Origin of the sequence: Mesorhizobium sp. M8A.F.Ca.ET.165.01.1.1, from assembly GCF_004792065.1 — a bacterium.
Classification (GTDB): Bacteria; Pseudomonadota; Alphaproteobacteria; order Rhizobiales; family Rhizobiaceae; genus Mesorhizobium.
In genome coordinates this window covers 860,564-883,897 of the sequence record NZ_SRTH01000001.1, presented here as the reverse complement: position 1 = coordinate 883,897, position 23,334 = coordinate 860,564, and the positions used below count along the sequence as shown (strand labels likewise).

At 64.0% G+C, this 23,334-nt stretch carries 20 protein-coding genes; 10 read left to right on the top strand and 10 right to left on the bottom strand.

What is annotated here, in order from left to right; all coding sequences use genetic code 11:
- The first annotated feature begins 88 nt into the window (after positions 1–88).
- From EN808_RS04225 to EN808_RS04215, 3 genes are read left to right on the top strand one after another with little or no spacing between them, the layout of a single operon-like run.
- The gene (locus EN808_RS04225; protein WP_135915214.1) at positions 89–1,705 is read left to right on the top strand and encodes a GMC family oxidoreductase N-terminal domain-containing protein; all 1,617 of its coding nucleotides are present in this window, start codon (positions 89–91) and stop codon (positions 1,703–1,705) included.
- Positions 1,702–2,916, top strand: a complete 1,215-nt coding sequence (locus EN808_RS04220; protein WP_127279782.1) for a mandelate racemase/muconate lactonizing enzyme family protein — start codon at positions 1,702–1,704, stop codon at positions 2,914–2,916. Before EN808_RS04225 ends, EN808_RS04220 begins: the two co-directional genes overlap by 4 nt.
- A complete protein-coding gene (locus EN808_RS04215; protein ID WP_135915213.1) occupies positions 2,913–3,830 on the top strand; it encodes an NAD(P)-dependent oxidoreductase in 918 nt (305 codons plus the stop codon). Before EN808_RS04220 ends, EN808_RS04215 begins: the two co-directional genes overlap by 4 nt.
- 270 nt (positions 3,831–4,100) lie before the next feature.
- Here EN808_RS04215 and EN808_RS04210 read toward each other — a convergent pair whose 3' ends face one another.
- Positions 4,101–5,039: a diacylglycerol kinase family protein gene (locus EN808_RS04210; RefSeq protein WP_135915212.1), complete on the bottom strand. Its 939-nt coding sequence runs from the start codon at positions 5,037–5,039 to the stop codon at positions 4,101–4,103.
- Positions 5,040–5,791: 752 nt separating this feature from the next.
- Here EN808_RS04210 and EN808_RS04205 point away from each other — a divergent pair.
- The 4 genes from EN808_RS04205 (at position 5,792) to EN808_RS04190 (ending at position 9,035) form a co-directional block, all read left to right on the top strand.
- Entirely contained in the window at positions 5,792–6,226 is a 435-nt protein-coding gene (locus EN808_RS04205; protein WP_127278524.1) for a DUF4383 domain-containing protein, read from the top strand.
- A gap of 6 nt (positions 6,227–6,232) precedes the next feature.
- Positions 6,233–7,363, top strand: a complete 1,131-nt coding sequence (locus EN808_RS04200; RefSeq protein ID WP_135915211.1) for a hypothetical protein — start codon at positions 6,233–6,235, stop codon at positions 7,361–7,363.
- A gap of 15 nt (positions 7,364–7,378) precedes the next feature.
- Positions 7,379–8,377, top strand: a complete 999-nt coding sequence (locus tag EN808_RS04195; RefSeq protein WP_135915210.1) for an alpha/beta hydrolase — start codon at positions 7,379–7,381, stop codon at positions 8,375–8,377.
- Positions 8,378–8,513: 136 nt separating this feature from the next.
- On the top strand, positions 8,514–9,035 hold the full coding sequence (locus EN808_RS04190; RefSeq protein ID WP_127873621.1) for a hypothetical protein: 522 nt from the start codon (positions 8,514–8,516) through the stop codon (positions 9,033–9,035).
- Between the two features lie 7 nt (positions 9,036–9,042).
- On the opposite strand, the gene EN808_RS04185 is transcribed toward EN808_RS04190, so the two are convergent.
- The 3 genes from EN808_RS04185 to EN808_RS04175 form a co-directional block, all read right to left on the bottom strand.
- Entirely contained in the window at positions 9,043–9,666 is a 624-nt protein-coding gene (locus EN808_RS04185) for a hypothetical protein (protein ID WP_135915209.1), read from the bottom strand.
- A 49-nt stretch (positions 9,667–9,715) separates the two neighbouring features.
- A complete protein-coding gene (locus tag EN808_RS04180) occupies positions 9,716–11,362 on the bottom strand; it encodes an FAD-binding oxidoreductase (protein WP_135915208.1) in 1,647 nt (548 codons plus the stop codon).
- 180 nt (positions 11,363–11,542) lie between these two features.
- Complete coding sequence (locus tag EN808_RS04175) at positions 11,543–11,785, bottom strand: DUF1344 domain-containing protein (RefSeq protein ID WP_135915207.1); 243 nt, start codon at positions 11,783–11,785, stop codon at positions 11,543–11,545.
- Positions 11,786–12,223: 438 nt separating this feature from the next.
- Here EN808_RS04175 and EN808_RS04170 point away from each other — a divergent pair, with 438 nt between their 5' ends.
- Positions 12,224–12,718 (top strand): DUF2314 domain-containing protein, encoded by a 495-nt coding sequence (locus EN808_RS04170; protein ID WP_135915206.1) that lies wholly within the window; start codon positions 12,224–12,226, stop codon positions 12,716–12,718.
- 15 nt (positions 12,719–12,733) lie between these two features.
- Here EN808_RS04170 and EN808_RS04165 read toward each other — a convergent pair whose 3' ends face one another.
- Both EN808_RS04165 and EN808_RS04160 read right to left on the bottom strand, forming a co-directional pair.
- A complete protein-coding gene (locus EN808_RS04165) occupies positions 12,734–13,702 on the bottom strand; it encodes a DUF3137 domain-containing protein (protein WP_135915205.1) in 969 nt (322 codons plus the stop codon).
- Positions 13,703–13,793: 91 nt separating this feature from the next.
- Positions 13,794–14,843 carry a CapA family protein gene (locus EN808_RS04160; RefSeq protein WP_135915204.1) on the bottom strand — a complete coding sequence of 350 codons (1,050 nt, stop codon included), beginning with the start codon at positions 14,841–14,843 and terminating at the stop codon, positions 13,794–13,796.
- Between the two features lie 143 nt (positions 14,844–14,986).
- Here EN808_RS04160 and EN808_RS04155 point away from each other — a divergent pair, with 143 nt between their 5' ends.
- A complete protein-coding gene (locus EN808_RS04155; protein ID WP_135867464.1) occupies positions 14,987–16,243 on the top strand; it encodes a hypothetical protein in 1,257 nt (418 codons plus the stop codon).
- Positions 16,244–16,272: 29 nt separating this feature from the next.
- On the opposite strand, the gene EN808_RS04150 is transcribed toward EN808_RS04155, so the two are convergent.
- The 4 genes from EN808_RS04150 to EN808_RS04135 all read right to left on the bottom strand — a co-directional run bounded on the left by EN808_RS04150 (position 16,273) and on the right by EN808_RS04135 (position 21,175).
- On the bottom strand, positions 16,273–16,500 hold the full coding sequence (locus EN808_RS04150; protein ID WP_245525030.1) for a hypothetical protein: 228 nt from the start codon (positions 16,498–16,500) through the stop codon (positions 16,273–16,275).
- Between the two features lie 144 nt (positions 16,501–16,644).
- Complete coding sequence (locus tag EN808_RS04145; RefSeq protein ID WP_135915202.1) at positions 16,645–17,577, bottom strand: hypothetical protein; 933 nt, start codon at positions 17,575–17,577, stop codon at positions 16,645–16,647.
- Positions 17,577–20,255, bottom strand: coding sequence for a hypothetical protein (locus EN808_RS04140; RefSeq protein ID WP_135867467.1), 2,679 nt, complete (start codon positions 20,253–20,255; stop codon positions 17,577–17,579). The genes EN808_RS04145 and EN808_RS04140 overlap by 1 nt, the downstream gene beginning before the upstream one ends.
- A 50-nt stretch (positions 20,256–20,305) precedes the next feature.
- Positions 20,306–21,175 (bottom strand): protein-L-isoaspartate O-methyltransferase, encoded by an 870-nt coding sequence (locus EN808_RS04135; protein WP_135867468.1) that lies wholly within the window; start codon positions 21,173–21,175, stop codon positions 20,306–20,308.
- 527 nt (positions 21,176–21,702) lie between these two features.
- Between EN808_RS04135 and EN808_RS04130 the strand changes: the two genes are divergently transcribed.
- Positions 21,703–23,298, top strand: a complete 1,596-nt coding sequence (locus EN808_RS04130; RefSeq protein ID WP_127869742.1) for a DUF2778 domain-containing protein — start codon at positions 21,703–21,705, stop codon at positions 23,296–23,298.
- The last annotated feature ends 36 nt before the right edge of the window (positions 23,299–23,334 follow it).

Here is a 23,334-nt window from a genome sequence, read left to right as displayed (position 1 = left end):
TTCACAACCGATGCCGGAAGGCGCGGCGACGCGGCGAACTCGTGGCGTCTAGGCTGCGCCCTGTTTTCAGGAGCGGCCCATTTCCATCATGCAGACCTATGATTTCATCATCGTCGGCTCCGGCTCGGCCGGCTCGGTGCTCGCCGACAAGCTCTCGGCCTCGGGCCGTTTCTCCGTGCTGGTGCTGGAGGCCGGCGGCAGCGACCGTCGCTTCTACGTGCAGATGCCGCTCGGCTACGGCAAGACCTTCTTCGATCCCACGGTGAACTGGAACTACAAGACCGAGCCGGATCCCGGCCTTGGCGGCAATGTCGACCACTGGCCGCGCGGCAAGCTGCTCGGCGGGTCGAGTTCGATCAACGCCATGGTCTGGATCCGCGGCGCGCGCGAGGATTTCGACGACTGGCGCGCCGCCGGCAATCCCGGCTGGGGCTATGACGATCTGTTGCCGGCCTTCAAGGCGCTCGAGGACAATGAGGCCGGCGCCGACCAATGGCGCGGCACCGGCGGCCCGCTTCACATCAGCGACACCACGAACGCCGTCCACCCGCTGACGAAGCGTTATCTCGCCGCCGGCCAGCAGGCCGGCCTGCCGCTCAACCCCGATTTCAACGGTGCTGCCCAGGAAGGCGTCGGCATCTACCAGATCTCGACCAAGAACGGCCGCCGCATGTCGGCCGCCCGCGCCTTCCTGCGCCCGGCGATGAAGCGCGCCAATGTCCGCGTCGAGACCAACGCGCTGGCGAGCCGCATCCTGTTCGAAGGCAAGCGCGCCGTCGGCGTCGAATATCTGCGCAACGGTGAGACCAGGACGGCACGAGCCGGCCGCGAAGTGATCCTCTCCGCCGGCTCGATCAACTCGCCGCAGCTCATGCAACTCTCCGGCATCGGCCCCGCGGCATTGCTCAAAGGCTTGGGCATCCCGGTCGTGCAAGCCAACGAGAATGTCGGCGCCAATCTGCAGGACCATGTCGGCATCAACTACACCTTCAAGGGCAAGCTGCCGACGCTCAACCAGATCCTGCGGCCCTGGTGGGGCAAGCTTCTGGTCGGCATGCAGTACATCCTGACGCGCTCCGGCCCGCTGTCTTTGTCGATGAACCACGGCGGCGGCTTCTTCCGCACCGATCCGGCCTTCTCGCGGCCCAACATGCAGCTTTATTTCCAGGCCTTCTCGACCCTCATCCCGAAAAACGGCGAGCGTCCGATCCTGACGCCCGACCCATGGCCGGGCTTCTCCATCGGCCTGTCCAACTGCCGCCCCTCGAGCCGGGGCGAGATCATGATCCGCTCCAGGAACCCGCTCGATTATCCCAAGATCGTCGCCAACGCCTATTCCACCAATGCCGATGTCGACGAGATGCTGGCGGCGGTGAAATTCGTGCGCAAGATCGCCTCGATGCCGGCCATGGCCGAGATCATCGCCGAGGAGGTGTTGCCCGGCCCGTCGATCCAGTCCGACGCCGACCTGATCTCCGATTTCAGGAAGCGCTCCGGGACCGTCTATCACCCGGTTTCGACCTGCCGCATGGGGCCCGACCCCTCGCGCTCCGTCGTCGATCCGCGCCTGAAAGTTCATGGCCTTGAAGGCCTGCGCGTCATCGACGCTTCGATCTTTCCCGACAACATCACCGGCAACACCAACGCCGCCTCGGTCATGACCGGGTGGAAGGGCGCCGAACTGGTTCTGGAGGACCACACATGAAGATCACCGACGTCAAGACCTGGGTTGTCGGCAACCCGCCGCCCGGCATCGGCGGCAAATATTTCATCTTCGTCAAGCTCACGACCGACGGCGGCGTGGTCGGCTATGGCGAAGCCTACAATGCCACCTTCTCCGCCCATGTCACGGCCAGGATGATCGAGGACATGGCCGAGCGCTATCTGATCGGCCGCGATCCGCACGACATCGAGAACTTCTTCCGCCGTGCCTATTCCTCGGGCTTCACCCAGCGTCCCGACGTCTCCGGCATGGGCTGCTTCTCGGCACTCGAAATGGCCTGCTGGGACATCGTCGGCAAGGAAGCGAACAAGCCGGTCTACAAGCTGCTCGGCGGCCAGGTGCACGAGACGCTGCGCTCCTACACCTATCTCTACCCGCACACGGGCAGCGTCCATTCCGAGGACGCGCCCGATGGCAGGAACGTCTACAACGACCCTGAGATGGCCGCAGCCTGCGCGCTCGAATATGTCGAGCAGGGATTTAATGCCGTCAAGCTCGACCCGGCCGGCCCCTACACCGCCTTCGACGGTCATCAGCCGCGCCTCGTCGACATCGATGTCTCCACCCGCATGATCAAGGCGATCCGCGAGGCGGTCGGCACCCGCGCCGACATATTGTTCGGCACGCACGGCCAGTTCACCGCATCGGGCGCGCTGCGCATGGCGCGCGCCATCGAACCCTACGACCCCCTGTGGTTCGAGGAGCCGGTGCCCCCGGACATGCCCGAAGTGATGGCGCAGGTGGCGCGTGCGACTTCGATCCCGATCGCCACCGGCGAGCGGCTGACGACCAAGTCCGAATTCGCCCGCGTCATCGAGAACCGCGCCGCGACCATCCTGCAGCCGGACCTCGGCCGCTCCGGCGGCATTCTCGAAACCAAGAAGATCGCCGCCATGGCCGAGGCCTACCACATCCAGGTCGCGCCGCATTGCTATTGCGGGCCGATCGTCGGTGCCGCCAACATCCAGCTCGCGGTGACACTGCCGAACTTCCTGATCCTGGAATCGCTGAAGCAGTGGGACGGCTTCCACGCGACGCTGCTGAAGAAGAAGATCGAATGGCAGGACGGCAACGTCATCCCCTCGAAGGAGCCTGGCCTCGGCGTCGAGCTCAACGAGGCGGTCTGCGACGCGCATCCTTACACCGGCAAGGACCTGCATCTGCAGATGATGCAGATGCCGCTGATGCCGTGAGCGAAAGCTACGCCTTCATCGGCCTTGGCCATCTCGGCGGCAACCTTGCCGCCAGCCTGATCCGCAACGGCTTTGCCGTTACCGTTGTCGACCGCGACCCCACCGCCGTCGAGCGCCTTGTCGCGCTCGGCGCCACGGCTGCCGGCAGTCCCGCCGAGGCCGCCGCCCGCGCCGGCAATGCCATAAGCTGCCTGCCTTCACCAAAAGTCAGCGAGGCAGTGCTGGCCGGCCCGGGCGGATTGCTGGAAGGCCTGCCCGAGGGCGGCACCTGGATCGAGATGTCGACCAACGGCCGCGACGAGATTTTGCGGCTTGCCGCCCTCGCCTCGGCCAAGGGCGTCGAGACATTGGAATGCCCGGTCACCGGCGGCGTGCATCTGGCGGCGGTGGGCAAGATCACCGCGCTGGTCGGCGGCAATGCGGCCCTCTACAAGCGCCACCGCCCCGCCATCGAAGCGATGTGCGCCAAATCGTTCCTGATGGGGCCGATCGGCTCGGCGGCGGTGATCAAGGTCATCACCAACATGCTGGCCTTCATCCATCTGGTCGCCGCCGGCGAGGCGCTGATGCTGGCCAAGCGGGGCGGGCTCGACCTCGCGCAATCCTACCACGCCATCGTTGCTTCTTCCGGCAACAGCTTCGTCCACGAGACCGAAAGCCAGCTCGTGCTGAACGGCTCCTACGACATCGGCTTCACCATGGACCTGGCGCTGAAAGACCTCGGCTTCGCGCTCGCCATGGGCGAACAATCGGGCGTGCCGCTCGATCTGGCATCGCGGGTCAACGCGATTTTTCAGCAAGGCAAGGCAGCCTATGGGGGCGCCGCCTGGTCGACGCAGATCGTCAAATTGCTGGAAGATGCAGTTGGCACCGACCTGCGTGTGCCTGGTTTTCCGGCCAGATTGGAGATGTGATCCCGGCAGACCAGCCAATGAAATCAAGGCGTTGGGCAAGCATCTGGAATCACGGCCTCAACAACTTGAATCAGAGCTGGAACATCCCGACTGGTTATCGGTTTCGATCACGCTGCACGTCTCGGCGATCGGCAGAAGCACCCCTTCCCTTCGTCATCCTCGGGCTTGACCCGAGGATCCATGCCGTGACCTTGGCCAAAGAATGCGACGGAGCAGAATCAGCACCGTTGCAGCGCTATGGGAACGCTCCACCCCGCTCAACGCCTTCATTCAATATCTCAGCGTCAGGGCCCCCGGCAAAATCTCGAAGGTCGCGGGTATCCGCCCGGGCGACTCGCCGTCTATATCGACCAGCGCGCCATTCTTCTCGACGTCGCCGAGCGGTTCGACCACCACTTTCCGGCCGCGCAGGATAGTAATGGCGGGGTGGTTGCGGTGCCTGCCGCCATAGAGCAGCCTGATATCCCAGATCAGCTTCAGCTTGCCCGCCGCGCGCAGGATGACGATGTCGAACTGTCCGTCGGCCAGCTCCGCATCCGGCGCGATCATCATGCCGCCGCCGAAGAATTTGCCGTTGGCCACCGCCACCAGCGCCATGCGCGCCTCGACCGGGTCGCCGTCATCGACGGTAATCCGCACGTCCTGAAAGCGGTAACGGACGAACTCGACCACGGTGCGCCACAGGAACAGCGCTTTGGCCGACATGCTGCCCTTGCGCTTGTCGGCATTGACGGCGCGGTCGGTGGCGCCCGACAGGCCAAGGCTGGCGATGTTGATGAAGTGGCGGCTGGCCAGCGCGCCATGCTCGTCGATGTAGCAGATACGGCCGGCATCGACCGCCCTTGCCTTGGCTTCGGCAATCCGCTTCAGCGTCGCGTCGATCTCCGTCGGCAGGCCGAGGCCGCGCGCGAAATCGATGCCTGTGCCGCACGGCAGGAGGCCGAGTTCGGTTGTCCTGCCGCCCTCCTCGCGGGCCTGCAGCAACCCGTCGGCCACTTCGCTCGCGGTGCCGTCGCCACCGGCCGCGATCACCAGGTCGAAGCCGTTTGCGGCGAGATCGAGCGCAAGCCGCTCGGCATCGCCCTCGGCCTGGGTCTCGCGCAATTCGAAATCGCCGAAGTGCTTTTTCAGCGCGGCGGCGACATCGGGCCAATGCCGTTTCAGCCGGCCGCCGCCGGCAATCGGATTGAGCACCACCCCGACCTTCAATGCTTTCCTCCCCCGGATGGCGCCAACCCGATCCTTTGCCGGCCCCGATCGTTTGCCAGCATTGAAACCCGCGCCTGTCGGCAGGGCAAGGGGCACCATCGGTTCGTTCGCCGAAAAAGCGGGGCAGGCTGTCTAAGGTGTTCGCGCTTGAATTTCCCTGGCTTCTGGCATCGGTCCCCGATAATCCCGCTATCCACAGGGGTAAGCCCATTCCCCACAACCCTTACCCGGCGTAAGTTCAACCCATCTCAGGCGGCTACCGATCGCCAAGCCGAAAGGCGAAGTGAAAGGCGGATTTCCTGAGGCCCGTACGGCCCGGATCGAGACCAGGCTTGCCTGTTCGAGGGATGGTAGCCGAGACCTACGGGGCCGCGGAAAGCGTGCCAACGCCGACGGCGGACCGATGCTGCCATGAAGGACGGCAAAAACCTTCGATGGCACGCAGGGCAAAGCCCGCAAGGGCCAAGACCAGCGTGGTCTGGAACGGATGCTGCCTTCGGGTGGCTTCTGGCAGGACCGTCAAAATCAAGGCCGGCATGGCGCGACGACTTTACGGAAGTTGCTGCCGCGACCGTGTCCTGATCTGACAGGGAGGCGCTGGGAGAAATCCCGGCGCCGACTGTCTTTCTTAACCCTCGCAAAGTCCTTTCCCGGCGAAGTTGCGGGCGCCGCTTCACCGCGCGTCAAAATCGGTTAGTATCGCTGCGTCGTCAGAGTCCGTCTGCAACGGGCTTTTCGGAGGGGGATACTTCATGACGCTGATCCAGAAGCTTGCCATCGCCTACGCGTTCCTGTTCTTCGCGGTCGTGGCCATCGGCTACATTCCGGCCTTCAACGATGCCGACGGCAATCTGTTCGGCCTGTTCTCCCTGCAATGGTATGACGACCTGCTGCATGCCTTTTCAGGCGTCTGGGCGCTGGCCGCCGCATTCATCTCGCACCGCCAGGCGGTGTTCTATTTCAAGCTGTTCGGCTCGGTCTATCTGTTCGACGGCGTGCTCGGACTGGTCACCGGCTCCGGCTGCCTCGATGCCGGCATCTTTATCAACGGCTTCCGCTCCCTCAACGACATCGAATTCCCCACCCGCTTCTTCGCCAACCTGCCGCACATCGTCATCGGCGGGATCGCCGTCTATATCGGCTTCTGGCTGTCGAAGCGCATCTACGACCACTTCGCCACGGCCTGATCGGCCATGTTCCTGTTCCGCTTGATAAAGCGCATCGTCAAGACGATCCTCTGGCTGATCGTCATCGTCATCCTGATCCCCATCGCCGGGCTTGCCTATGGCTTCCTGACCACGCCGTCACTCGACAGGACGCCGCTGCCCGGCATTGCCGACGGCGCGCCGCCAAAGGCGCTGGCCGACAAGGTGCGCGCCGAGATTCCCGGCTACCAGCGGCCGGAGGAATCGACCTTCCTCACCTACCCCGAATGGGCGATCGTCTACGCCGCGCGCGAATATGCCGGTTTCGTCGCCAAGGACCAGCCAAGCGGCTTTCCCTATTGGTCCTATGTCGGCCGCTTCTGGCAGGATTACGCGACGGTGATCCGCGCCAGTTCCCCCTACAAGTTCAACTACGCCAACCACCAGATGCTGGTCATCATCGGCACCAGCCATTCGATCGAGCATATCCTGCAATGGGCCTATGAGAACACGGTCGGCCGTATCACCGAGGCGGCATCGACCAAGCGTACCGCCGCCGACATCTACCAGGCCAAGGTGGCGGCGGATTATGCAGCTTTTCTCGACCAGGTGCCGTGGTACCAGTTCCCCTACGCGCAAAAGCGCGCCGGGCTGTTTGCCGTGCAGCCGGCGCCTGGTGACAGTTCCATCCGCACCAGCGAACGCAAGCTCGCCTTCGGCCTCGCCGACACCATCAAGCAAGGCTATGCCGATCTGATCAAGCAGGCGCTGGCGGCGACCTCCGACCCGGCCTTCCTCGATGTCCATGTCTGGGCCAAGGGGCCGGTCGGCGAGGCCACCCGCAACGAGCCCGACACCTTGCTGGAACGGGACCTGGGTCCGGACGGCACCGTCTTCGTCACCAAGCGCTATCAGGTCTTCACCGACATGATCCCGCGGCTGATCGACAAGGGTGTCTCCTTCGTCGAGATCGGCGGCAATGACGAGATCATGGTCACGGTGCTGTCGACCGACGCGATCGCCATTCCCGAAGGCATGCGCATCCTGTTCAGCTATCCGCTCCCGGCGGATCCCTCGACGCGCCGCACCGGCATGGTCGTGGCCGTGCGCAAGCTGCATCTGGTGCTGCCGTCGCTGATCAAGGCCGGCGCCAGGCTCGAACACGTCTACGACTACTGAGGTGACAGCCCTGCCATGCGTCGACTGATCCGGATTGTCGGCTGGCTCGCGTTCACGCTGCTCGTGCTGATCATGGTGGTGCTCGTCGGCTTTCGCGGCGCGGCGGCCTGGCGCGAGACGCTGTCGCCACAGGAGGCTGCGCCGGCGGGAGCCCTGTTCGCGACGGTCGATGGGCTGAAGATGCACTACCAGGTCTGGGGGCCGCCGGACGGGCCGCCGCTGCTTTTGTTCCACGGTACGGCGTCGTGGGCCGAAACCTACCGCGATATCGCAGCACGCCTGGGTGAACAGGGCTTTCGCGTGATCGCCGTCGACATGCCGCCCTTCGGTTATTCGGAAAGACCGGCCGACCAGGACTATTCGCGCGCCGCTCACGCCAGGCGTGTCCTGGGCTTTGCCGACGCGCTCGGCCTTCGCCATTTCAGCGTCGGCGTCCACTCTTATGGTGGCGGAGGCGTGATTGAAGCCGCCTTCTCGGCCCCGGGCCGCATCGATGCGCTGATCCTGCTCGACGTGGCGATTGGCCTCGGCCAGACCGAGGCGCCCGCCCCACCGTTCGCATCTCTCCTGAAAAGGGATTGGCCACGCCAGCTCCTGACCGCCTCGACCTTCACCAATCCGCTCATGACCGGGATCGGTTTGCGCCGGTTCATCGAGAACGACGATCTGGTCACGGCGGAGCGCATCGCCATCTACACGCGCCCGCTGAACGTCACGGGCACCACCAATGCCGTTGGTCACTGGCTGTTCAGCGGCCTCTACAATGACGAGCGGAAATCGCTTGCCGCCAACAAGGCGAATTATCGCGCCTTCACACCGCCGGTCCTCGTCATCTGGGGACGAGAGGATTCGACCACGCCGCTGGCCCAGGGCGAAGAGATCGCCTCGCTGTTTCCACACGCCGAACTGGCCGTCCTCGATGGCGTCAACCACATCCCGCAGGTCGAGCGCCCGCACGACGTGGTGCGGCTGATCGCCAATTTCCTCAGACGGATCTTCCCGGGCAGCGGGTAGGCACGCGCCGCCACGCACATTCGACGGTTGAAGCCAAAATCCCGCCTTGTTCGCGCGCAATGGAGAATTGCATGTCGCCTGGAACGCGGCACGCACCTGACTGGGCTGCCGGGGGGCATCTCGAAGGGACGAGACCGTGATCAAGACCGCCCTTGTCGCCATGACCATCGTCGGCTGCGACTGCGACGCCAAGCTGTGCGAATATATCGGCGAGACGCCGGCCAAGTGGTCGACCATCGCCGATTGCGAAGCCGCGATGAAGAGCCAGATCCTGCACGAGCGCAATTTCAATTATCCGCTGGTGTCCGGCATCTGCCGCACCAAGGGGTCGGCGTCCTCATCGCACCTGGCCGCGATCGCGTCAGGCCCGGAACTGAAGCCCGCCAGCCGAACCGTCAGAACGGAGAGCCCGCTGCCGCCGGAGCTCAGCCATCGGCCGAGCGTGCCCGTCGGATCGCCGACGACGGCCCTGGACGCGGCCGCTGCCCGGCCCGTCGCTTATGAACAGGTAGTCGATGGCGGAACCGGCGTGCTCTATCGCACGAAGAACGGCTACGCCGTGGTCAAGACCGATCTCGGCCGCGCCGCCTCGGCAACCGCCGACGCGGCAAAGCGCTCGGTGAACTGGCTGGCCGGCCTGGTGCCGAGCAAGCTCTAGGCACAGCCTACATCTTCAGCTTCAGGCTCTGCCAGAACTTGTCGATCAGCGGCTTCTCGGTCGCCGCATCCTCGCCGGCGACGCGCGTGATGAACAAAAGCCCCTGGTCGGCGCGACCGTAGCCGACGATTTCGAAATAAGCGGTGTCGGTGCGGGTCTTCACCTCGGCGGTGATGCCGGTCAATTCCTTGCCGTCGGCAAGCTTGCGCGTCGTCGGCTGCTGCGTCAGCGCGGCACCCGCCTGGACCGATTCCTTGGTCATCTCCTGCAGCATCAGCTGGTTGAGCGACATCGGGTTCATCTCGCCGTATTCCTGCACCACGACGATCGTGCCCAGCGCCGAGGCCATCAGATATTGCGTGATGTTCTCGCCGAGATCGCTCTTGGTCACCGAAATGCCGCTCGGATGGTTGAAGGAGAAACTGCCGCCGGCAAAGGTGGCGAAATCGTTCTTGTCGAGCTTCACTTCGACCTGTCTGCCGTCCGGCAGCGTCACATGGGTGCTCTCGCCGGCGTCGATATCAACCGCCTTGCCGTCGATCGTCACCTTGAAGGCCTTGAGGTCCTCGGCTCCGGCGGATCCAGCGCACAGCGCGATAAGAGTGAGGGCTGCCGCCGATACCATGCGCATTGACTGTTCTCCTGCTCTATTCCTGAGCAGTTCCGGACGGAAAACCGCTTCACACTTTTCCTGGAACTGCTTCTTCTACCACCCCGCTCAGCGCCTTGATGGCACGGTAGAAGGTCGAGGAAAACAGTTCCGTCGGGTCATGGCGCCGCTTTGCCGCCAGGAAGGCCGGCAGTTCGGGATAGGACGCCAGCAGCTCCTTGCCCGTATAGTGCAGCTGGTAGGGCAGGAAGAACCGACCGCCATGCTTGATCGTCACGTCGATCAGCGCCCGCGTCAGCGCCCGCATCCTGGCATTGCCATCGGCATCGGCCGGCTGGTTGATATAGAGCACCAGCGAATAGGCCGGCTCCGGCGCGTAGGTCAGCGCCACATCCTCCTTGTGGACGACGCGCACCGAGGCGTTGAGGACAGGCAGATCCTGGTTGCGCAGGATTTCGCGCGCTTCCGCGATGAACTCGACATAGGCTGCGCGGGGAATAAAATATTCGTGCAGTATGTCGGTCTCGTTCATGAGGTCGTTGAACAGATACGGCACCGAATCGTGCATCGGGTTGTTGCGGGTGACGAGACAGGCCTCGCCCTGGGCAAGCGCCGAGCTGCGCGGCACCGTGCAGCTCTCGAATTTCGGCTCCAGCGTCTTTTCGGTGAACCATTTCAGTTCCTGGAACGCGCTGCCCCACTTGGCCATGTTCATGATCACCCGCTTCAGGCCGACGCCATCGGGTTCACCGAGCGCCGGCTGGTCCGCCGGCGGCTGCTCCGCCACCTTGTCGTAGCGGTAGACGATCATGTCCTCGAGGAAATTGCCCGGCGCCGTCGACAGATGGCCGTAGAACAGGCCGATGTCCTTGTTGGGTTCCAGCACCTCGGCGAAGAATTTCGGAAAGTCGTCGGATTTGATGATCTCGCGCGAGGTGCGGTAGACGGCATTGTCGACGATATCGAGCGTCGCCTCCACCACCACGCCGAACAGGCCGTAGCCGCCGACGACATGGCGGAACAGCTCGCTGTTGTCGGCTGGCGAGCAGGTGGTCACCGACCCGTCGGCCAGCATCACCCGCATCGAGCGGATCGAGCCGGCCACCGAGCCCGCCTGATGGTCCATGCCGTGCGCGTTCACCGACAGCGAACCGCCGACCGAAAAAATATCGGTCGACTGCATCGCCTTCACCGCGAAGCGCGGATGCAGCATGGTCTGGATGTCGTGCCAGCGCGCGCCCGGCTGCAAGGTCATTGTCCTGGCCGCGGCGTCCACCGTGACCTTGTTGAACGGTCTGAGGTCGAGAACCAGCGCATTGTCGTCGAAGGCATGCCCGCCCATCGAATGGCGGATGGCCGCCAGCGACACTTTCAGCCCGTTGGCGCGCGCGAAGGCCAGCGCCTTGGCGATATGCTCTTCCTCGCTGACCTCGACCACGCCATAGACCGGCGTCCTCGACAGGCCGCTGGCATCGTTTATGTCGCCGCCTTTTGCCAGCCAGGGCAGCGACGGATCGAAGGCCGGCGCCTTGTCGATCGGCTTCAGCGGCAGCGCGATGCCGTCGATATCGGCGATGCGTCCGGTGTTCTTCGGCCCTGACGGGCCTCGCGCCAGCCGCGCCACGGTGGTGCCGCCCCACAGGACGGCGCCGCCAAGGACAGCCGCGCCCAGAAGCAGCCGCCGCGACAGGCGAAATCCCTTTTGTTCCTCGGCCATGCAGATCCCCCGCAGCCAAGGAATAGCGCGGCCTCTGGGCAAAAACCATAGCAGCGCTGCCGGAACGGCGTTTCGCCACCGTCGACGCCCGGCGATGCGTGTCCAAGGTCATGAAAATGGCCGATCCCCGAAGGAACCGGCCAGATTGGAGCAGGGTCTCAAAAGTCCGATCAGGAGTCTCTATGAAGCCTTCTTGATCGACGTCACCATGCCGGTCTTGTCGTCGACGGTCACCGCCACTTTGGCGCCGACCTTCAATTTCCCGACCGACGCATCGGGCGCCAGCTGGTAGATCTTGCCGTCGTCGAGGGTGACCGACTTGGTTGTCGGATCGACCGCCTGGATAGTGCCCTGAACGGTCGCGGCATAGGCCGTGCCAAGAAAGGCGAGCAGAGCGGCGGTGGTTGCGAGGGTCTTCTTCATGGATAGCACTCCGTGCTGTTTCGGTTTTCCGGCACCGCTTGGGAGAGGCAGCACCGAACGGCCCGAGACTGGAGCGGAAAGCGCGCCATCGGCAAATCACGTTGAATGAATTTTCGCAAAGGAAATCATTGGCTTAATTCCGACACAATAGCCTCCAAGCCCTCCGATGCCGACAGCTTTCCCGCCCAGATGGAAGCCTCTTCTCCGCACGAAAAGAGTCGTTTGACGGATTGTGGCTCGCGCCGCCGGCGATCACGCGGCCGCCGCAATCCCTTCCCGGCCGCATCACGAAACAGGACTTCGATTTTTCATCGGTACACATTTTATGTCGCGGGGCCGGCTCGAGCCTCCCATTCGGCGGAGAGCAATTTCGCGCTTAGGTTGCAAACTCGAAGCGAATGCGGGATGGTGTCGCGCTTGTGATAAGGGGGGACTTCCATGAAAATCGCCGTCCGGACCACGCTATCCCTGATGCTGGCGATTTTGCCGGGCCTGGCTGGCGCGCAAGGCGCCGATCCGGGTGACGACAGCACGATCATCTTTGCTCCTGATGATCCCGACATGGCGTCGGCGACCGCGCGAGCCCTCGCCGGCCTGGATGAATTCCTGGCCTTGTCCGAAACACCTCCGTCTGGCACCGACAGGTTCAAACTGAAGGTCAAGGTGCGTGACGGCAACGTCACCGAACACTTCTGGGTCGTACCGTTTCGCCGCACGGAAACCGGATTTGCCGGCATATTGGCGAACGAACCGGAAGAAGTGCATAACGTCGTGCTCGGTCAGAATATCGAATTCACGCGCAACGACATTTCCGACTGGGGATACACTAGGGACGGCCATCAGGTCGGCAGCTTCACCGTCTGTGTGATGTTCAAGAGAATGTCCAAGGAAGAGGCGGACTATATGCGCGGCAAATACGGCTTCGACTGCTGAGCCTGCTTCGGCCTATCAGATCGCCCCGTCCCTCACGCCGATCTTCCTCACCAAGGCCGCCGTCGCCAGCATGGCGCCCATGTCCGAGATCATGGGCGCGACATGGGTCTGATAATCCAGCGGCACCGAAATGGCGGGCAGTTCGAAGAAGTTCTTCGCTTGCGGCAACAACAGAAAACCGTCGCCGCCATTGAGCGCGACACGCGCCGGCTCGTCCGGCCAGGTTTCGCCGAGCCACTTCAGCGCCTGCGCCAGCCGCCCGGTCACCAGCGGCCGCGCCGCCTCGACATTGTCGGTGCGGAATTCATAGGCGGCGTCGAGAAAAGGCTCCCCCGACGACAGGTCCTGCAGCTTGGACCCAAACATGCCACGGAAAAAGCCGACGACCGCATTGGTTCGCCGCGTCGCCACCAGGATTCCCGGGAACGGCTGGACGGCCTCGAAGGCGACGATGACACCCTTGAATGCAGTCGACGAACCCTTGCCGTTCCCTTCCCGCAATTCCGTCTCGTAAAGCTCGAACGGAAACTCTTCGTAGCGTCCGGAAACGACATCGTCGAAGGACTGCCGGTTGAAAGGCCCGACCGTCTCGCGCGGCAGCCGGTCGAAGGAGTTCGGCCTTCCGCCGTGCTGGTAGTGCACATCGCGGATAAAACCGAAAATGATGGGCAGCAGCGTGTCGCGGAACGATTGCTGCAGCCGCGTCGCCGGTTTCATGGCCTGGAAATAGAGCAGGACCGAAGCGGCGAAGCCGATGACATAGAGAAATACATGCGGCGTCGAGAACCATTGCTCGTGGGGATCGGCGACCTTGTTGAACAGCCAGGCAATGAGCGCGACGAAAACGACCACCAGGCCAACGAACAATGGGACGCGCCACTTGACCCGGCGGGCGACCGAGGCCCTTGTCGCTTCGTATGTCCCGATGTCCTTCTTGATGGCCGCGATAGCTGCCGCGCCCGGCATGAAATCCGCTGTTTCCATCGCCATCCCCCGCTGCCGAAGCCCGCTTTGCGCCATTATGATAGCTGCTTTTGCAGGAACGGCGCCAGCCGGATAGAGCGATCTTCCCTTCTCACCTTGAGGGAGAAGGGAAGATCGCCCTCAGCCGACCCTCGACCTTTTGCCGCATTCCACCTTCCAATCCGTCCACCGACACCAGCCGCTCAGGGTCGCCCACGCGTAGCCGCATGAATGGAAGCAGCCGATAGGCGGCGACCCTGCCGCGCGTCTGCGCTTCAGCACTGACGTCGACGATGAAAATCCCGCCGATACGCCCTGGCCATGGCTGGCGGGCAAAAGCGGTGCCGAGGAAGTCGCCGAGCCCATAGGCGACGATCGCCTCTCCGATCCGCTGCACCGGCTGCACGACATGGGCATGATGGCCGGCGATCAGCCCGACGCCGTGCCCGGCCAGCCGCCGCGCCAGCGCCCGCGTTCCGGCACGCGGAAAATGCCGGAATTCCCAGTCCCAGTGCGGCACCGCACAGAGGAGATCGATCCCCGCGCTCGCCTCGCGCGGCCAGCGCGCCGGATCGCCTTCCATCAAGACGCGGCCGGCAAACAGGCTTTCGTCGGCGTTGCGCCAGAGCGTGAAAGCGGCGAAGCCGAGAGCGATCGGCCCGACCGCGAAGCGTTCGACCGGACCAGTGGCGGCCAGGCCGATGGTGCGGATATCGAGCCGCTTCAACGTGGCCAACGTCGCGTCGAAACCGGCGACACCCTGGTCGAACACATGATTGTTGGCCAGCGACAGCACGAGTTTTTCGCGCTCGATCCCGACCGCCGCCAATGCCTCCACCAGAAAGCGTTCGCTCATCGCATGATGCGTGCCGAGCTTGGTCCCCAGCACGGCACTTGGCTTGTCCACGATCGGGCTTTCGCAATTGCCGATCACCAGGTCGGCAGTGCCGAGCAGCTCCTTGATCGCCGGATCGCACGCCGGCGCGCTGCGGTTGGCCACGGCCGAGATGTCGCCGACGAAGGCAAGCCGCACCATCTGCTTCGGCGGCGGATCCATCGGCATCCCCGCCGCCGGGGCAAACCCGTTGGCGTCGCCGCCAAGCGACGGCTTCAGGAACCGCGGCAGCCAGGACAGTTTGTAGGAAAGCGGATAGTTCGACACGCGATGCCCAATTTGCTTGCCCTGTGTAGACCGTCCGTCCGGCGTGTTGAAGCCATCCGGCGACAATCATGCGGCGTGACCGGCAGGCGGCGGACGGCAAATTCGTGTATGATCGCCGGCGCGAAACGCGCCTGGAGGGGAACATGAAACGAGTTGCGAGCCTGCTGGCCTCAGCCTTTATTCTGCTTGTACCGTTGTCTTCGGCTAGCGCCGCCATGCCCGAAGCGGCAACCGCATTGTTCGAAGCCAAGACCGTGGCCGCGCGCGACGGCGCCCTGTCGACACTGGAAGCGGCTGCGCCGAAAGATCCGGCTTCGGCCTATGCCGCCGGCGCCGGCGAGTTCTTCACCGCACTGGAATTGCTGGCGAGCGGCCTGCACCGCCATGGCTTCGAGAGCCCGCAATCCTTCATGCTGCCGCTGATGCAGCTGCCGGTGCCGACAAACCCCAACCCCGAGCCGCTGACCTACGAAGAGTTCCGCTCCATCCTGGTCGCCTTCCGCGACCGGCTGGCAAAGTCCGCGGCGACGCTGGGTTCGGTGCCGGCCGACGCCGATATCGGCATGGTCATCGACCTCACCCATGTCGGCATCGACCTCAACGAGGACGGCACGATCGCACCGGATGAAAGCATGGCGGCGATCATGGCGGCGCTGTCGCACGGCGGCATGGCGCCAGACGGCGCCGCACCGGCGCTCACCTTCCGCTTCGACCGCGCCGACGGCTACTGGCTGCAGGGCTATGCCGAGTTCCTGATGGCGCAGGCCGATTTCTGGCTGGCGCATGATTTCAGGGGCACGTTCGACGGCTCGTTCCACATGCTGTTCCCGCGCGCCAAGCTGCCATTGCAGGACATCCTCGTGCCGCCGCCCAGCGAGATGGGCGGCAACATGTTCTCCTCGGAATGGCGCATCGCCGATTTCATCTCGATGGTGCACATGATCAACTGGCCGGTGATCGAGCCGGAGCGCCGCAAGGCGGCGCGCCAGGAGCTGCTCGAAATGATCCGGCTGTCGCGCGAGGACTGGAAAGCGATCCGCGCCGAGACCGACAATGACCGCGAATGGCTGCCGGGCCCGCAGCAGAAGGGCGAAAACCAGCTCACCGGCCTCGAAGTCGGCGAGGAGCAGCTCCAGGCCTGGCTCGCCACCTTGACCATGGCCGAGGACTTGCTCGAAGGCCGGGCGCTGCTGCCGCATTTCCGCATCACCGGCAAGGGCATCAACATGAAGCGCTTCTTCGACGAGCCGAAGCCCTTCGACCTCGTACTGTCGATCACCGGCCCCGGCATCGCACCCTATCTGGAGACCGGCAAGATCCTGACCAGCGACGATTTCGACCTGATCCAGCGCGAATTCGGCGGCGGCGGGTTTCTGACGTTCGCGCTGTGGTTCAATTGAGGACTAAGCGCCTCGAACCGCACTGACGATCAGAAGAAACGGCGTTGGAGACGCAGGAGCCCGGCCACGACCGCCGCTATCAGCGCGTTCGATATCACGCCGACCGCGCCGCTCATCCAGGCGATATCGCCGGATTGACCAAGAATTACGAAGGGATAGAAGATGGCGATGATGACAATCGCCGCCACCAGTCCAAGCCAGCCCACGCTTGGCTGCTTGACCCTGAGGCTGAGGAAATAGGCGATAGCGATCAGCACGATCCTGAGCGGGTCCAGTATGTGGGCAATGACGATAGCGGTCAGAAGAATGGCCGGGCACTAAGCTTCAAAACCAAACCTTTCAAATGCCAGGTTTCAAGTGGCAGGGCTCATGGAATTCAGCCGGCCTGATGTCGACAGGTCTTATCGCGCGAACCCGTGCAGCCGCGCCAGCAGCCATTGCAGCGGATTGTTGACGAATGCCTTGGTGACGAAGCTGTCATGGGCGGCTTCCGAGGCGAGCAGAGCGATGGTGCCGGCTTCCAGCCGCCGCGGCGGATCGGCGCTTGCATTGATGCCCTTGCCTGCCAGCGCCTGCCTGATCTCGGCATTGCCCGAGGCCGAGGATTTGCCGTAGGCGCTGACGAAGAAACTCTTCCTGTGATGCGCGATCCAGTCGGCGAAGACGTCGGCTTCGTCGAACACGGCGTCGAGCAGGATGACGCCGAGCAGGCGGCCGCCAATGTCACCATTCCCAAGCACGGAAGCGGCCGGATTGTAGCCGCCGCTATAGGCGACCAGCACCACCGGCATGGCCTCGAATTTTGCCGCCTTGGCGCCGGTCAGCCTGGCCAGGCCTTGCGCCGCCTCGGCCATGAACCCGGAAAAATAGCCCGGTGTCCAGAAATTGCCGGCGCTGGAATCCTGCGCGTCGCGGGCAAATTGCGGCGCCACCAGCACGGCGTTGAGGCCTGAAGCCTCGACCTGCGCGACCACGCGCTGGCGCCCGACCACGTCTCGCTGCAAGGTCGCGCCGTTGCCGTGGAAGAACACGACGATGACAGCAGGCTTGGCGGCATCGAAACCTTTGGGAATCGCGAGCAGCGTCGAGCGATCCGAATAGGTCTTGTCTTCCCAGTAGATTCCCCCACGCGGCGAGGTGTGGCCGTGGCGGCCGTTCGCATCGACGTCGAGAAACGGCGCGGAGCCGTCGGGCAGCTTGCCCCGGTACGGAAACGGCGACGCCTTGAACGGCACGATGGTTGAGATCGCCTTGTGCGAGTGCGCGCCCTGGCTTGCGGCCGGGAATACCGCCGTGGCCAGCAGTCCGGCGACGATGGCGCGCCGGTCCGGCATCAAGCGGGCACCACCCGGAGAGCCGGCGCCCTTGATGGCAACAGCACCGCGAAGAAGGCCGGAATGGCGACGAGATAGGCGATCCCAGCCCATTGCAGCACGGCGCTGAGGCCGAAGCTGGTGGCGACGATCGGCACCGCGGCCGAGCCGATCACCGAGAAGCAGCCATTGATGCCCCAGGCCCAGACGAACAGATGCTCCTTGCCGAGCCGCGCCAGCCAGGTCATGGCGGTGGCCATCGGCATGCCCATCAGGAAGGCCGGCGGCGACACCAAGAGGAAGCAGAGCAGCAACCGCACCGCATAGGGATAGGCGCCGATCCAGTCGAGCACCGGCGACAGATAGAAGCCGTAAATCAGCAGCAGCGCGCAGATGGCCAGCAGCACCACCGGCAGCAGCGTCCTGGCACGGTCGAAGATGCGTTCGGCGAACAGGCTGCCGAGACCGGAAAACACCAGCATCGAGGAGATCAGCACCGAGGCCGAAACGGTCGGATTGGCCAGCGCCACGGTGAAGCGGCTGATCAGCCCGACCTCGACCATGATGTAGCCGAGGCCGAGGCACGCGAAATAGAGGATGGTGCCGAGCTTGCCGCGCGAGCGCGAGAACACGATGCGCCAGCCGAAGAGCACCGGCAACAACACCAGCGACGCCGCCGTGATGCAGGCAATGCCGAGCGTCGCCCAGATCAGCAGATAGCCCCAATCGTCCTGGAACAGGTCGAGCCGGTCGAGCGTGCGCGGCAGGTCGGCGACCTTCACATAGGCCGCAAAATAAGGTTGATCGTTGCTCAGCGCACGCGCGTCGAAGACATAGTCGCTCGCGAGCTTTTCCCAGCCGCCGGTCAGAAGTGCGTGCCAGGTCATGCGCTGCAGTTCCGTCGCCGGCAACACCTGCGGACCGGCATCGGCATCCGCGCAGGCATCGAGCGTCGGATCGGCGGGTGCGGTCGGATCGCAGTCAGGATTTGCAGGCGTGGTCGGGTCGGCGGGTTGGGTGAGCGTCGCGTCCTGTCCGCTGCCGAAGATCGACGCGCGGTAATCATCGAGTACCTTCTGCGCCCCCGAGCCGTCATAAACCATTCCTGGATAATAGACTTCCTCCCAGGACATCGATTTGGTGTAGTCGCGCAGCGTCTTGATTTCGGTTTCCGTGAAGCCGCCACGCTTGAACAGCACCGTCGTGGTGGAGAGATAGCTCGACACGGCGAAGACATCGTTGGCGGCACCTTGGCGGTCGAAAATCTCCGCCGCTTCGGCGACGGTAGAATAAAGCTTGAGCACCGATTTTGGCGGCTCTTCCTTGTTCCACAAGGTGATCGACAGCACGCCGCCTTCGGCAAGCGCGTGCATGTAGCTCAGCATCGCCTCGCGGGTATAGGCGTATTTCTCCGAAATGGCGAAGCCGCCGGGATTGGACAGGCCGACGCTGTCGGCCAGGCTGAGGTCGATGACGTCGTAGCGCTCGGCCGTATTGGCGAGGAACAGGCGCCCGTCATAGTCGATCACCTTGAGCCGCGGTTCCGCCAGTATATTGCCGGTGACATCCCTGAGGATCGGATCGCGGAAGGCCCGCAACGTCATCGGGTTGCTCTCGGCGAGGGTCACCGAGGTCGAACCGGCATTGAGCGCGGCCTGTGTGGAAATGCCGCCGCCGAACTGCACAACGAATGTCTTGGGTTTCTCCTTGATGACATAGGGATAGTGCATCGGCAGATAGCGGAAATAGACTTGCTCGGCCGGCGCCAGGTTGCGCATGATGCCTTCCGGCCCGTCGCCGTCGCGATACATGCCGACATAGGTGTTGGCCGGAACCTCGGGCATGCCGAAGGCGGCGTTGTCGCTCAGGCCCGGCGCGAAATGCATGTAGGAGCTGGCATAGACCTGCAAATCGCCGAACGGCGAGACGCTGCGGTAGATGCGCTTGCCGTCCGGGAAGTTGCGGGCATAGGCGACACCCTTGTATTGCGAGACAGTGATGTCGGGTATGCCTGTAAGCCCGGGCAGCACGAGGTAGCCTGATATCGACAGCGCCGCGACCACCAGGCCCGCGACAACGCTCTTCCAGGCGCCGAACGCGGCGAACCACAGCAGCGAACCGGCGGCCCACAAAAGCAGCGGCACGACGATGATGGTTTCAGGCGCGAACAGATACAGCGACACCAGCACGACGAGGCCGGCAAGCCCCGAGCCGGTCAGGTCGGCGAAATAGACGCGGCCGAAGGCGGTGCGGCTTTTCAGGAAGACGATGCCGAGGAAGAAGGCGCCGGCCAGGAACGGCAGGAGGTAGAGCAGGAAATTGGCGAGCAGCCGCCATTTCTGCTGGGGATCGGACACCAGGAAGATGGCATTGAACGGCACCGTCTGGGCGATGAGGTTGGAGCCGACGGCGAGCGGGCCGATCAGCAACAGGGCCACCGTTGCGGCGCCTTGCCAGTGGCGATCGAACCAACCCTTGCCGGCGAAGATGACGACACTGGACAAGGAGAAACCAAGCATGGCGAGGCTGACCACCAGCGAGCCGAAATGCGACCAGCTGCCCACGGCAAACACCCGCATGACGGCGATCTGCAGGGCGATGATGGCGCCGGCGATCAGCCCGACCGCGAGGTAATGCGCAAGCCGTGGCGCCTCCAGCGAGGCGATGCCTGGTCGAGAGATCGATGCGACGGCTGCCATTCAGGCCCCTCGATGCGAATTCAGCAAGGCCGGTGCCGCCGCGCGGCGACTCAGCCGTTATGCGTGCCGACGATCTGGTCGCCTTCCAGCTTGGTGAAGGGCACGAAAGGCACCACCTTGCCGTTATAGATGTCCGAGCGGACGATGTTGAACGTGCCGTCGGCAAGCTGCTGCTTGATCACCTTGAGCACATGCTGGGCGCCCGGCGGACCGACGGGAATGACCATGACGCCATTGGGCTTGAGCTGCTGCAGCAGCGATGGCGGAATATGGTCGATGCCGCAGGTGACGATGATCTTGTCGAACGGACCGACGCTCTCCCAGCCATAATAGCCATCGGCATTGCGGCTGGTGACCGCGCCGAATTCGCTGTAGCCGCGCTCGATCAGCCCGTCATAGATACGGCGGGTGCGCTGCGCCAGCGGATTGATGATCTCGATCGTGTGCACCTTGTCGGTGAGGTTGGCCAGATAGGCCGACTGGTAGCCCGAGCCGGTGCCGATCTCGAGCACGGCTTCGCCGAACTGCACGTCGATGGCCGTCGTCATGCGCCCGACCAGGTGCGGGCCTGAAATCGTCACGCCATAGCCGATATCGAGGAAGGCATGATCATAGGCGCGGCCCAGGTTCTGCGGCAGCACGAACTCCTCGCGCGGGGTCAGCAGGAAGGCGCGCTTGTTGCGATCGTCCAGCACGTCCTTGTTGTAGACCATGATCTGGAAGCGATCGAATCGCTCAGCCAGCAACTTCGGATCCTCGCCGCGATTGGCCACCATCCAGTCGATGAAGGACTTCTTATCCTTGAACGGCACCTCCGCATTGCGGTCATAGGGAACCGGCACGGCAGCCTTGACGGCGGCCGGAAGAATGGAAAACGCCGCGGCTCCCGCCGACAGCGCCAAGAAGTCCCGACGCTTCATGGAAAAGCCTCCAAAGGTGACCTTTGCCACCTTGAAACCAAGCACTTGACCGGATTGCACCGCCTCCCAAAACGAGTCAATCGGCCGCCGGAAGTCGATCCGCCAGGCCGAAAAATTGTGGCAGGACGGCAACAGTAGTCGCGGGCACCCGGTGGCGTTCGCGGCGGCGCGGCCGATGCCTGTCGGCGCGCCTCATTGCCGCGGGAAGCGCTCGATCGTGTTTTTGCAAGGATTAGCAAGGGCTGTTTTGCTTGACTCGACAGGCAAAAACAGGCAGCAAAACAGCCTTGGAAGGGCTGCAATACCGCGTGCATGGTCGTGGACGAGCCTTTTTCGGCACAAAGTCCACGTCTCTCGATTGGTTTTGAGAGGGATTGGTTAACCAACTTTGTCCATATTTTGAAGCAATCGGCAACTAACGACAGGCGCGGCAAACGCGTCGGGGACCACCTGGGATCACTCACAGAATGGTCGTCGCGGCTATCACAGCCGCGGACGTGGGAGCCGATTGGAGCAAGATTGGTTGCATGGCGTTCTTGAGTCGTAAAATTGTCGGGGACAGGCGTTGGGGCGGCGAGACCGCTGTCGAAGCGTCACGTGCCTCATCCTTCACCCCTGAACGGGTTGTCCCCTGGGTCGCTGTGCCAGGCGTCGGCGTTGCCGTCGGCCTATGGCTGATCGGCACCATGGCCGGCCTCAGCTCCGTCGGCGCCTCGCTCTCGGCGACGTCGGCAGGCCTGCCGCAGACGCTGTCCATGCCGGGCGTTCTCGCTCTCGCCGATCCGCTGAAACAGCATTTCCTCAGCTCTTCGGCGCCGTTCGTGATGGCCAATGCCCATGGCGGCGCGCAGGCGCTGCACGACCATGCCGTACAGTGCGGCGCCAGCTGCTTCAAGCTGGCCGCGGTAACCTCCAAGGCGGAGAAATCCGCGCGTCTGGTGGCACAGGTCAAACCAACGCCGGCGAAGTCGAAATCGCAGCAACGCTTCGAGCTGATGGAAGCGTCGCTGTCGCCGACAAAGCTTGCCGCCGCCTTCGCCGGTGCGGGAAAGCCGGCGGCCCCAGCCAGCACCCATCCCCTTATTTCCACCGCCGCCCAGCAAGTCACCGAGGCGTCTCTCGTGCCGTCCGTCCAGGTCATGGCCAGCCTGTCCAACGACATGCCGGCTCCGGCGGCGGAACGCTTCGCCCGCGCCGATACGGGTTCCGTCGTGCAGACCGCGCCGGCGCCGACGGGCTTTGCCCAGTCGGAAACGCCCGACAACGCGCAGCTGGCGCTTGCCCTCGTCGAGTCGATGCCGGTCGAGGACGAAGCCTTCGCCTCGCCGCTGCCGATGACAGAATCCTCACCCGATGTCGCGGTTGCGCCGGTGGAGACCCAGCAGGAACAGCCCGGCGACGCCGCCTCGCTGCCGGATGCGCTTACCGACGGCGTCCCGCTGCCGACCCGCCGCCCGCAATATGAGGCTCCGCAGCCCAAGGTCGTGGAGCAGGACAAGCCGGCTCCGCAGCCCAAGGCACTGCCACAGAAGCCTGCACCTCAGGCAAAGCCGGTCGAGGTGGCCAGGCAGCCTGCCCGCCAGGGCCGCTCCGGCGAAAACGGCGACGTGCTGGCCTATGCCAAGCCGGATACCCCTGCGGGCGGCCTCGGCCAGGCGTTCAGGAACCTGTTCAACGGCCCCAGTGCCGGAAGCGGCGCTGGCCATGGCGTGGCCGTCTATGACATCAGCGCCAAGACCGTCTACATGCCGGACGGCCAGCGGCTCGAAGCGCATTCCGGCCTCGGCGCCATGGTTGACCAGCCGCGCTATGTCCACGTGAAGGACCGTGGTCCGACGCCGCCCGACACCTACAATCTGTCGCTGCGCGAATCCCGCTTCCACGGCGTCGAGGCGATCCGCCTGACACCGACGAGCGGCGGCAACAAATACAACCGCAACGGCCTCCTCGCGCATACCTACATGCTGCGCGGCGGCCGCGCCGAATCCAATGGCTGCGTCGTCTTCCGGGACTATGCCCGCTTCCTCGCCGCCTTCAAGAAGGGCAGGGTTACACGCCTCGTCGTAGTGGATCGCCTGAAGGGATCGGCGACCCGGGTCGCGTCGAACGGAAGCGGCGCTTGAGATAAGGCGGAACCCACCGACACCTCCTGACAGCCT